Here is a 12,304-nt window from a genome sequence, read left to right on the forward strand (position 1 = left end):
GGAGACCATGACCGTACAGCCTATTGTAGAAATGAAGCATATTCATAAATCATTCGTTGGTAATAAGGTGTTAAAAGATGTCCACTTTGATGTGAAGCCAGGGGAAATTCACGCTCTTATGGGAGAAAACGGTGCTGGAAAATCCACGATGATGAAAATTCTCACCGGGATACACAAACGAGATCAAGGAACCGTAAGTGTTAATGGAAAAGAGGTGGAATTTTCAAACCCGAAAGAAGCTGAGAAAGCTGGCATCGCCGTCATTCACCAAGAATTAAATATTATTCCTTATTTGACTGTTGCCCAAAATATGTTTCTTGGAAAAGAACTGAAATATGGGAAAACAGGCGTATTAAAAACAAAAGAAATGCAGCAAAAGACGAGGGAACGACTCCAGCGACTAGGCATTGATATGGATCCAGATGAAGAAGCCGGACAGTTGTCAGTTGGAAAGCAGCAGATGGTTGAAATAGCCAGAGCCATTTCGACGAATGCGGAAGTATTGGTTATGGATGAGCCTACGGCTGCTCTTACTGACCGTGAAATTGAAGCGTTGTTTAAGGTTATTCGTCAGTTAAGAGATCAAGGTGTAGGCATTGTGTATATATCACACAGAATGGAAGAGATTTTTTCCTTATGTGATCGCATTTCTGTTCTTCGAGATGGGGAATATATCGGAACGAAATACAGCAACCAAACTTCCTTTGAAGAAATTGTGAAAATGATGGTGGGTCGTGAACTCGGTCAACGATTCCCTGACCGTACATCTGAAATAGGAGATACAAAGCTTGAAGTAAAGTCTTTATCAAGGGAAGGCTGTTTTGAGGACGTGTCCTTTTCAGTGCGAAAAGGAGAAATTCTTGGTGTAGCAGGTCTGATGGGAGCAGGAAGAACGGAAATAATGGAAGCTCTGTTTGGTTCTAGAAAAATATCTAATGGTCAAGTGTTCTTAGATGGTCAACATCTTAAGATTAAGCACCCAAAGGATTCCATTGAAGCAGGTATTGGGTTTATAACAGAGGACCGGAAGTCAGAAGGGCTCGTACTCAATCTATCTATTCGAGAAAACATGGCGTTGCCAATGCTTTCAAATCTATCGAACTATGGAGTCTTATCAAACAAAAGTGAACAAGAGCTTGTAGAATCCCTAATGTCCCGACTTCAGGTAAAGGCAACAGGCCCCCATCAAGAAGTGAAATCCTTAAGTGGAGGAAATCAGCAAAAAGTCGTCATTGGTAAATGGTTAGGCATTGAGCCAAAGGTGCTCATATTAGATGAACCAACTCGTGGTGTTGATATTGGGGCTAAGAAGGAAATCTACCATATTATGAATGAACTAACAGAACGAGGAGTCTCCATCATCATGGTATCTTCTGAGTTACCTGAGGTACTCGGGATGAGTGATCGAATATTAGTCATCCACGAAGGAAAAGTGGCAACGACTGTATCACGAGAAGAGGCAGACCAAGAGAAAATCATGCAAGCTGCTACTGGACAAGCGGCAATGGGAGGGAATAGAGGATGAACAAGTCGATGACGGGAATGTTACAAAAGTTAGGTCCATTGCTAGGTTTTTTTGTAATCGTTATCATTTTGACATTTATGAGTGACAACTTTCTTACGCTGGACAATATCTTAGTTGTGTTACGCCAAGTTTCGATTAATGCACTGATAGCATTTGGAATGACCTTCGTTATTTTGACTGGCGGAATTGATTTATCGGTAGGATCCACGCTGGCTCTTTCTGGAGCGTTGACCGCTGGAATGTTATCAAGTGGTATGGACCCGATGTTAGCCGTAATCCTGGGAATGCTAGCTGGTGCTGCGATGGGTGCATTCAATGGAATTGTTATTACGAAAGGAAAAGTAGCCCCTTTTATTGCCACACTGGCAACCATGACTATATTTAGAGGATTGACGCTTGTTTATACCGATGGTCGTCCGATTACAGGGCTATCCGACAGTATGTCCTTCAAGATGATTGGACAAGGATATTTATTTGGCATTCCTGTACCAGCCGTACTAATGACTGTTGCTTTTGCTATTCTATTTTTCATACTGAAGAAAACCGTTTTTGGTCGCCAAGTGTACTCCATTGGAGGTAACGAGGAAGCATCTATTCTTTCAGGTATTCGAGCGGATCGGGTGAAGATTTGGGTTTATTCCTTAACAGGCCTTTTATCTGCTCTTGCAGGAATTATTTTAACTAGCCGCTTAAACTCAGCTCAACCAAACGTAGGAGTGGCATTTGAACTGGATGCAATCGCTGCTGTTGTTCTCGGTGGTACAAGCTTATCCGGGGGACGCGGTTGGATATTCGGAACATTAGTAGGTGCACTTATTATAGGTGTCTTAAATAATGGATTGAACTTGTTAGACGTATCTTCCTTCTTCCAACAAGTTGTAAAAGGTACTGTCATTCTGTTAGCCGTGCTTATGGATCGAAAGAAAACAGCTTAAGTTGTTCTGAACAGTGTAAAAGCACTGTTGAGATAAATATTTTTACTAACCTTGGGAGGGTTTTATAATGAAACACATTTGGAAAAGCTTAGGTGTAGCTCTTATCGCTCTTGTATTTATTGCTGGGTGTTCGACGGAAGCCCCAAATTCTTCTTCAGATGAAGGAAATGGAAGTGGAGGAGACTCCGAAAAAGAAGATGGAACGTTGAAGATTGGTCTTTCCATTTCCACACAAAACAACCCATTCTTCGTAACACTTAAAGAAGGTGCTGAAAAAGCAGCGGAAGAAGAAGGGGTAGAGCTTACGACGGTAGATGCGCAAAACGACCCTGGTAAGCAAGTAAGTGGTATTGAAGATTTAATTACGCAAAATGTTGATGTATTACTCGTAAATCCAACAGACTCTGCAGCAATTACTACAGCGATTGAGTCAGCGAATGAAGCGGATATTCCAGTGATTACCGTTGACCGCAGTGCAGATGGAGGAGAAGTGGTTTCTCACATCGCATCTGACAACGTAAAAGGTGGCGAAATGGCTGCTAATTACATTGTCGAGCAACTGAGCGGTGGTGGAAAAGTAGTGGAACTAGAAGGTATTCCAGGTTCATCAGCAGCACGTGAACGCGGGAAAGGCTTCCACAATGTTGTAGATGAAAATGACAAAATCGAAGTAGCAGCAAAGCAAGCTGCAGATTTTGATCGTTCTAAAGGTTTAACCGTAATGGAGAACATCATTCAGAGTACAGATAATTTTGATGCTGTATTTGCTCACAACGATGAAATGGCTCTAGGAGCCGTACAAGCATTAGAATCTGCCAATATGGCTGAAGATACTATTGTAGTCGGTTTCGATGCAACTGATGACGCGCGTAAAGCAATTGAAGAAGGGCGCATGGATGCAACCATCGCTCAACAGCCAACTCTAATTGGTGAAAAAGCTGTACAAACAGCAGTTAAAGTGCATAACGGAGAAAGCGTGAAAGACTTTATTCCAGTTGAATTGAAATTAGTGAAGTAATGAGTATAGGTTAAAAAAGCTGCCTTAAACAAGGCAGCTTTTTCTAATAAAGAAATAATAGGTAGAGCTTATCGATGTGCTTCCCTCAACTCCATACGATAAGTCAACATCGGTTAGCTATTACTCTCTGTGTTTCCTTTATATCACTGCGGATTTAGGTGAAATTCTGTGGGGATGGAGGTTTTGTGGAGGTTCGATTAAGACCACTGCGTAACGCAGCAACATCGAATCAACCCATGTGCTATGAGCAGTAGTTTTTACGTCGCTAGACGGGGGTTTGCACTTTTGTTCCTCATAAACTATATTTAGACATTTCTTTGCTAGCCTGAAATGTAAGGAAGCTTTTTAAGTTAGTATTGATGAGCCATTCATAAAAAAACTTATACTTTGGATCAATCGCATTTATTTGTGTCTGTGCTCTTTTTTGAATAGAAAAATAGCGATAAAAATAAGCTATATCTCCAAACTTTCTTCTCCCATTTTCAAAAGAATCTATTGTAGATTGAAAGGTTTGCTCATTGACTGTAAACCCATGATTGTTAGGATTAATCCCTTCTAAAACTAATCCAATTATTGTATCTTTACATTTTGTACATCTACTACAATTGTTGCCTCCAGGTGAAATAAAACAAACACGTATTTGTAGGTCCTTGTCTTTAGTAAAAATATAATCTTTTATCAAGCGAATTTTATCTTGTCTTTCATAGTCAAATCCATCATAAATACACTTGGTTTCACCCCAGTGTGTATTATTTTCAATTGTTGGGTGTGACCCGTATGGTATTGGGAATTCTGAAGAATTACTTGAGGCTATATAAATTTTTTCTAATCCTTTACTAAAAGATATTGGTGCACATAACCCTAACAACGCAAGACCATGTTGAATATGAGGGTACCAGTATAACATTTTACTACTCTTGCGATTTATAATTTTGGTTAGTGGTAAACGTCGGAAAAATTCACTCATATTCGTTTTCACAAAACAGTTTTGTAATTGATTCTTCTTTCCGAAGCGAATCATGAAGTTCTGGACTTCTTTCCATTCTTTATGCTTAGTTAAGTTCATATCTGGCCCCCATCCTGTTATTAAAAGGGGGTTCTCACGTCGGTGGTTTATATAAGTGACTGTTGAGTCTACTCCACCACTAAATAATAATGCACTATTTTTTCTGCTATATCCTTTGTTATCTTTTAAATATTTAGGGTAAATTTCGCCAATAAAATCAATGTTTGGATATAACTTTTGGAAGGACCGTTTAATTGTTTGTAAAGAATTATAAAAATTACTGTCTAATTCATCGAGGTACACATTTGCTTTTAGAACCCACGCAATTGTGCTTATATTGGATAGAGCTGGAATAACTAATATGCTTTTAGGGACATTTTCTATACTACTATCATATTCTGCAAAGAAGTCTTCTTGAATCATCGTTTTTAAATCTTTAGAAACTTCAAATTTACATCTAACTTTATAATTAGTTACAAGTTCCACCTTACTAATTTTAATCCATCTATTTTTTTTATGATCCAACAATTTTATAATATCTATTTTACGTCGTTTAGCAAACCTCCTGTTCACAGCCTCTGTAATTTGTTTAGACAAATTATTATCCATTCTAATATCCTCCTATTCAATACAATAATATATTTCAAAATTATAAAAATGATTGGTTTAATACCATGTGAACTGAAAAAATAATCATTTAGTGTAGTGTGAATTGTACTTAGTAATATCTTTTGAAAGCTATGATTTTCTTTTGTAGAAATGGAAAAACCTCAAATATAAACAAAAGTTTATATTTGAGGTTTCCTCCTTGATTTATATAGGGATTATTTTAATTGATATGAATTTTATTAAGTGTAGCAATCCCTTCTTCTATTTCTTTTCCATAAATAAAACCGACTATTTTAAATGGTCTAGCCGTTTTATTTTTGTCTAAACGAATTTGAAAGTTAGCGAAACTAAGTGTTTGACCACCATCTAAGTGAGTTAGGTTTAATGGTGATAACCAATATTCTCCTTCGCTTTCTGTAAGAGACTTTACATCTTCATTAATATAGTTCCATGTCTGTGTAGGTAATGGACTGTAACCGTGATCGATTAAATCATGGTCATTAATTTTGCCAGCGAATGAAATATGACTTGTCGAGTTTAATTTCAGGCATATGTATGGATGAGTTAGCCGTTTGTCTCCAAGGTTTTTTATGACCATACTCCCTATGATAGAAACGGAAGGATTATCAGCCAAATAGGATAACTTTACAGTATATGTGAAATAAGTGATAACAAGTAAGGGATATTCATTGTCAGTTATATTTCCCTTCACTTCCTTAAGTAAATGCTTAGTATGGCTTAATTCTGCTTCAAGTTGCAGTATTTTATTTTCAATTTCAGTAATTTTATTGTTCATGAACGCACCCCCCCCTATTCCCCATTACTATGTAGAGGTAATAGTGAATGATTCATAAAATACATATATTTTCACAGTTTTTCGTTCGTATTTGTTCATTACAAGGTAGGCAATATATTTAATTTCCATTATATTGTATCATTTAGGCCTTTACATTATAGCATTTAGTACAAAATCACATAGGATGTAATTGTGTACTAAATGATAAATTAACGAAAGGATGTTGTATGTATGGATCAATTCGGAAATTTAAATGATTTTCGTCGTGAATGCATTGATGCTAAGAAAGTATTTGACTTTGTGATTGTGAGTCTTCCTGGAAATCAAGCAGGTCTAGAATTTATTCCCGCTAACGGTACGGATGTAGATGATATTTGTGAAGCACTTGATATGGGGGGCAAAATAGTTAATGTTCAGGCCGAAGTAATTATACCTGAAGACGGTGGTTGTGAAGCTGACATGTCCAGCCCGAGAACCGATGAAGAAGTAGTTCTAGATAACGGTGAGGTTATCACATTGCAGTGGGTGACAGTAACAAAAGATATGGTTACTTTCCGTGTTACATTCGATGTAGTAGATGAAAATGGATGTGTAGTTGTTGCTGCATGTGGGACAGCTGAAATTGATGATATCGAACCAGAAAATGTACTATTATGTGCACCTGAAGGAACAATGATAGATTGTACACTTTTGCCGACTACTACTATTAAACCATTTAATTTCACATGTAATGGGTCTGAAGAAGAGGGAGACGTACTAACATTTAGTGCTAGATTTAATCTTTGTCAGGCTATTCAATCGTATGACTTTGTTAAATTGGAAGTATTGGCACGTCTTTGCGAACCGCGAGATATTATTCTCCCTGAAGAAACATGTGCACCTCTTCTGCCTCAACAATGTCCACAAATCTTTCCAGGACCACGTTCAATGGGAAATAATAACGAATAAGATTTTTCAAAAGTGTAGATCATATTGGTCTACACTTTTATATATATACGGTTTGATAGACCAATTGTAATGACGTGAAACAGTTTAACCTTTCTCGTTAACAAATTAGTAAAAAATGAATATACATAATAGAGATATGGATGAATGTATTTAGTGAAAGGAGTGGTAAAACTAATGACTACAAATAAAGAGAATTCCACCCCGATTGAGCAATTGGAAAATTATTTCGAGAGCTTTTTTAAGGATATATCCAATGAATTTCTCTCAAGTGATTTACGACGTAAAATGAGAGGTGCAGAGAAAGAAGTTTCGAATTTATTAGAAGTCCTACATGATAATAGAAAAGAAGAGATAAACTATTTAAAGAAGATAGATAATCTTTCAAGTAAATTAAATGAAGAGGGATTGAAATATAAAGATGAAATTTCAGAAGTTATATATACAATTAAACAATTACCTGAACTAGAAAAAAAGTTAGACCAATCTGTAAAGCAAATTAAAAATAATGTAGACGAAACAAATAGGGAAACGTTAAATCAATTTAAAATGGTTGAAAAGGAATTGGGTTATATTAAAGAACTAGCGGTATCACATAATAAAGTGTTTGATGTTAATTTCAAATCAATCGAAACTGATCAAAGTAAAATCATTAAGGCTTTACAGTTGATGAAAGCAGATGAAATGGAGTTACTTGAGGAAGTAAACGAATTGAAGTCTCTTCATGAAAATCTTCCAAGTAATTTAAGTAGAGACCAACATAAACTATTAGAGTTCTTGAATTCTATTCAAAAGGAACAAGAAACCGTTTTATCAATGCTAGAATCTGTTCTATTGAATCAGCATAAAACAGATTACTTTACAAACTTAGATGACATGTATAATAAGCAAAATAAACTATCAGAAGAGTTGCAAGAACTAAAACAGGATCAACAAAATCTTTACGAATCTTTACAATCTCTTCTTTATGAATTACAACAAAAAAATAAGGTAGACCATTATCAACCTTCTATGGAGTATCCAAAGCAATCTCCTGTAGAGAGAGAAGAAATGGAAGCTAAGAAAAGCGATAATTCGGACACAAATGTTTTACAATCTTCGTCCAACTCTCAGACACCTGAAAATGTTAGTTTCAAGAATCAAGACAATTGGTTTTATCATACAGTGAAAAATTCTAATAAGACACAAGATTATATTCAAAAGCATAATTCATATAAATCAATTCCATCAACTTACAATAATTATAAAGTAAAATCCCCGAGAATTTCACAAAGAACCAGTAATAAACCCAAGAACCAACAAGGTACCTCGAAACCAAAACCATCTTCCCACAAACCACCTCAACCTTCGGCAGATAAAGTAGATTTTTCAGAGTCATCTAAATCCTATGATAATGATCAAAATGTTAAAGCGGAACAGGTGATTCACGAGCGGGAAACAGGTAATTGGTTATCCACAATTAAAAAGCTATTTTTAGAATAACTAACGGAGGTGAAAAAGCCTCCTTTTTTATGAAAAATAACAAAGAGGAAGTTGTTAAATGAAAAAGATTGTAGGTGTTCTAGGTGGAATGGGCCCAATGGCAACGATAGATTTACTGCAAAAGATTATTATAGAAAATAATGCAAAGACAGATGAAGAACAAATTCATATGATAGCTGATTTCAACCCTCATATACCATCTAGAATGAAAGCCATAATGAATGAGGGAGAAAGCCCTTTACCAGAGATTACTAAAATGATTAAAAGATTAGAAGCAAGTGGTGAAGTAGATTTATTCATTATGCCATGTAATACCGCTCATTATTGGATTGAAGATTTAAGAAGCGTTACCTCGGTTCCAATACTCAATATGATTGATATTACAGCTAAACATTTATCAATAAATAAACTTAATACGGAGAATTTCCTCTTATTATCTACAAAAGGAACAGTAAATAAAAAACTGTATGAGAACTCCTTCTTAAGGTATGGTTTACGACTTTTAGTTCCTACGAATGATGAACAGGATATTGTTGAGGAATGTATTTTGAAAGTTAAAGCCGGACAGATTAGCGTAAACCCGTTTCTCAAGAAAATGGAATCCATTATGTTGAAGTATATGGAATATAAAGGGGTTACTTCTATAATAGGAGGCTGCACTGAAATTCCACTCCTATTTCCGTATTTAACAAATAAGGTGAACAAAATTGATCCTACTCTACTATTAGCAAAGCATGTTGTTGAATGTATGAGTACTCCTAACCAGTAAAAGATCACTTTCCAATATCATTTTATTTTAAAAATTAGACAAAGCTTACAAGATAAATAGGTACGTAATCACTACACAGAATTGTTAGTTAAAAATAATATGTTATAAAAAGAAGAGAAGGGTTGTGAAGTAGGTGCCTTTGAACTTGGATATCCCCACTATAGCCATTACAGGTAGTTGTGGTAAAACATCTACAAGAGAATTCTTGACTAGCATTATTGAATCGCGGTGGAATATATTAAAAAATAATGGTAATAAAAACCTTCCGTTACAAATAAAGAATCTTTTAGAAAACTATGATTCGGAAATGGATGCAATAGTATTAGAGATGGGCATGGGAAAACCGGGAGCAGGAAAACGTCATTGTATGAATATCATACCAAATATTTCTATAATTACGAATATAGGGACTGCCCATTATGGGAATCTAGGAAATAGTATTAAGTCAACAGCGCTTAATAAATCAGAGTTGATAAAAGGGATGAAGCAAGACGGCATCCTTTTGATAAATGCTGATGATGAAAATTCTAACTTATTAGAGACGAATCACTTCAAGGGAACAATATTGAAGATTGGAATAAATAATGAAGCCAATTATCATGCAATAAATGTAGAATATGTTGAAGGTGGTATGAGCTTTTATTTGGAGTTGAATAATGTAGTTGAAAAATTCTTTATACCTGCGTTTGGAGTTCACAATGTTTATAATGCATTATTTGCAGTAGCGGTAGCGGATCAATTAGGTTTTGGTGTTTTAGAAATTAAACAAGGACTTCAAGATTTTATTCCTCCTATTAAAAGGTTAAATCTAATTGAAATGGAAGATGGATCAACGTTAATAGATGATACAGCCAACGCAAATCCTGAATCAATGGAGGCAGCATTTAAAGTAATAAGTAAGATTGGAACGAACAAAAATAAAGTAGCCATAATTGGCAGTATGCTAGAGTTAGGTGAGTACACTGAAGAAGGACATAAAAAAGTAGGATCTTTATTAGCTAAGTATGATATTGACTTAGTTTATGCTTATGGTGAGTACACAAAAACAATGGTAAATGAAGCCTTATTGGGTGGCTTTTCAAAAGATAAAATCCATCACTACAATGATCGAGATGAACTTCACCAATCAATTAAATATTTAGATACTTCTAATACGGTCATGTTAGTAAAGGGGTCAAGTTCAATGCAGATGGACCAAACATTGAGCTATATTAAAAATAGGAATTTATATTCCATTGAAATAAGCCAGAATCTTAAAATGGGAACTGTTTGTATGAATAGTAAGACACAAGAACATATTAATGAGAAAAAAATAAACCTTGTTTTTGGTCAACTAAATAAAATGATGATTATAAGAATCAAAAATGATTTACCACTTGGAAGGATAGTACTACCATCTAAGTTTATAGACGGAATTACTATACCAGATGTTCCTTTTGACTTTTACATGAGCAATAATAATCTACACATTGGACCAGTTATTGGCATGTTCGTATATCAGAGGTATCTTAAGGATCCGAGTCAACAACTCCTAAGATTAGGAAACTACAATGATATCAAAGGTTTAATTTATTTATTTAGACCAGATTCTTTAAACCAGAAAGAGCTCACTGTTGATGGGTTATATTATAATCCTAGTAAGAAATCTTTCGAGAAAGCCAAGTTGCCTGCACCAACTGTTGTCTTTAATAGAATTCCTTTAAAGAAGTCTATATATGACTTTTTTAAGAAAAATGCCACATTATTCAATAACAATTATGGATTAATTAGTAAATGGTGGTTTTGGACTGTGCTATCTAAAAGAACTGTACTCAAGAAACACCTGCCCGAAACAATTTTATTGAAAAACCGTTCTCATATATTGAATTTTTTAAAAAAACACAAGGTAATTTATTTAAAGCCAGCAAAATTAGCCGGTGGTAAGGGGATTATTCAATTATCTTTAATAAAAAATCAAATCCATTTTAAGACTTATTCAGGGAATAAATTCGTTTTAAATAATAACGAAGATGTACGAAAGAAGTTGAAGCAACACATGATAAAAGGAAAACAATATATAATGCAAAGAGCAATAGAGTCGTACCATAAAGATGGAGAAAAAGTTGATTTCCGAGTGTATATCCAAAAAGACTATAGTAAGAAATGGAAATACTCGGGGATGGAGGCAAAAGTAGCTGAGAATTCAAGTGTTATTTCTAATTCTAAGAATCGATACAAAGTAATGAAAGGGGAAGAGGCATTAAGGCATTATTACGGGATGAATCAAAAAATGATTCAATCAAAGATCTTACAGATTACGGATGTATGTAAAAAAATGTTAGGTGTTGTAGAGGGGCAGGGATATAACCTAGGTGATGTTGCATTTGACTTAATAATAGATAAGGAAGGACATATCTGGGTGTTGGAGATGCAAATAGACTATGCTGCTGAAATTAAGGCATTACGGGGAGATGATGAACAGGAAGTATTACCATCTATTCTTAGTACTCCTTTTGAATACGCAAAGGCGTTATCCAAATTCTAATCTGCATATCATTGTAGAAACAATTTATGTAAAGGTTAAAGCAGTACTCACATCGATTATGTAATAAAGTAGCAACGGAGTGTCCTAACCTTCGTTGCTACATAAAACACTAAGTTAAGATTGTATTAATGAATCATAGTTAAAGAAAAAATATGAATTGGGAGGATATCTTAAAAGGGAAGCATGAGTTGAAGTCGTCTTTTGGACAAGTTGTTTATGTTTCGGATTTGTCATAGACTCAGTTGTTCATTATTGAAGATAATCTAATCATAAGTTCATTCATGATTTCTTGTATAGTTAAATCCTTATTCTTCTCACTTTTTTCATAAACATAAAGCATGATTTCTATTATATTGTGTTGATTCATGTGAACCACCTCGCTTCTCATTCTCTAATGCATATAACTAGGCTTCTATATATTTTATGAAGTCCCTTTATAATTGGCATTAATACAAACAAAAATCAGCTATAGCCCAGGTATACTGTAAAGAGAGGAGCAAAGGGAAGGGAGAGCACTTTGCTCCTCTAAATGAAAGGAAGTGATGTAGGACGTTTTACGGTATGACTAGACATGGAGTGTGGAGTAGCCCCTCTTTGATAGGGAGTGGATATAAAATAATATATGTATATTGAAGAAAAATGATATGGACAAGAGAACAGGGCATATGAGGATTTTTACAAGCATAAAAAAACGA

Annotated in this window: 9 protein-coding genes; 7 read left to right on the forward strand and 2 right to left on the reverse strand. The window is 35.1% G+C overall.

The window, feature by feature from the left end; genetic code table 11:
- Window positions 1-7: 7 nt before the first annotated feature.
- From GLW08_RS16040 to rbsB, 3 genes are all read left to right on the forward strand, one after another.
- Window positions 8-1,525, forward strand: a complete 1,518-nt coding sequence (locus GLW08_RS16040) for a sugar ABC transporter ATP-binding protein (protein ID WP_160849654.1) — start codon at window positions 8-10, stop codon at window positions 1,523-1,525.
- The gene (locus GLW08_RS16045) at window positions 1,522-2,460 is read left to right on the forward strand and encodes an ABC transporter permease subunit (RefSeq protein WP_036820116.1); all 939 of its coding nucleotides are present in this window, start codon (window positions 1,522-1,524) and stop codon (window positions 2,458-2,460) included. Before GLW08_RS16040 ends, GLW08_RS16045 begins: the two co-directional genes overlap by 4 nt.
- A 67-nt stretch (window positions 2,461-2,527) precedes the next feature.
- Complete coding sequence (rbsB, locus tag GLW08_RS16050; protein WP_160849655.1) at window positions 2,528-3,478, forward strand: ribose ABC transporter substrate-binding protein RbsB; 951 nt, start codon at window positions 2,528-2,530, stop codon at window positions 3,476-3,478.
- 292 nt (window positions 3,479-3,770) lie between these two features.
- On the opposite strand, the gene GLW08_RS16055 is transcribed toward rbsB, so the two are convergent.
- Together GLW08_RS16055 and GLW08_RS16060 are read right to left on the reverse strand one after the other, a co-directional pair.
- Window positions 3,771-5,093, reverse strand: a complete 1,323-nt coding sequence (locus tag GLW08_RS16055; RefSeq protein ID WP_160849656.1) for a hypothetical protein — start codon at window positions 5,091-5,093, stop codon at window positions 3,771-3,773.
- A gap of 220 nt (window positions 5,094-5,313) precedes the next feature.
- The gene (locus tag GLW08_RS16060; protein ID WP_160849657.1) at window positions 5,314-5,889 is read right to left on the reverse strand and encodes a hypothetical protein; all 576 of its coding nucleotides are present in this window, start codon (window positions 5,887-5,889) and stop codon (window positions 5,314-5,316) included.
- Between the two features lie 231 nt (window positions 5,890-6,120).
- Between GLW08_RS16060 and GLW08_RS16065 the strand changes: the two genes are divergently transcribed.
- The 4 genes from GLW08_RS16065 (at window position 6,121) to GLW08_RS16080 (ending at window position 11,609) form a co-directional block, all read left to right on the forward strand.
- Window positions 6,121-6,837: a hypothetical protein gene (locus GLW08_RS16065; protein WP_160849658.1), complete on the forward strand. Its 717-nt coding sequence runs from the start codon at window positions 6,121-6,123 to the stop codon at window positions 6,835-6,837.
- A 174-nt stretch (window positions 6,838-7,011) separates the two neighbouring features.
- The gene (locus GLW08_RS16070) at window positions 7,012-8,316 is read left to right on the forward strand and encodes a hypothetical protein (RefSeq protein WP_160849659.1); all 1,305 of its coding nucleotides are present in this window, start codon (window positions 7,012-7,014) and stop codon (window positions 8,314-8,316) included.
- Window positions 8,317-8,374: 58 nt separating this feature from the next.
- Entirely contained in the window at window positions 8,375-9,085 is a 711-nt protein-coding gene (locus tag GLW08_RS16075) for an aspartate/glutamate racemase family protein (RefSeq protein WP_160849660.1), read from the forward strand.
- A gap of 145 nt (window positions 9,086-9,230) precedes the next feature.
- On the forward strand, window positions 9,231-11,609 hold the full coding sequence (locus tag GLW08_RS16080; protein ID WP_160849661.1) for a YheC/YheD family protein: 2,379 nt from the start codon (window positions 9,231-9,233) through the stop codon (window positions 11,607-11,609).
- Window positions 11,610-12,304 lie beyond the last annotated feature (695 nt).

This window comes from Pontibacillus yanchengensis (assembly GCF_009856295.1).
Classification (GTDB): Bacteria; Bacillota; Bacilli; order Bacillales; family BH030062; genus Pontibacillus; species Pontibacillus yanchengensis_A.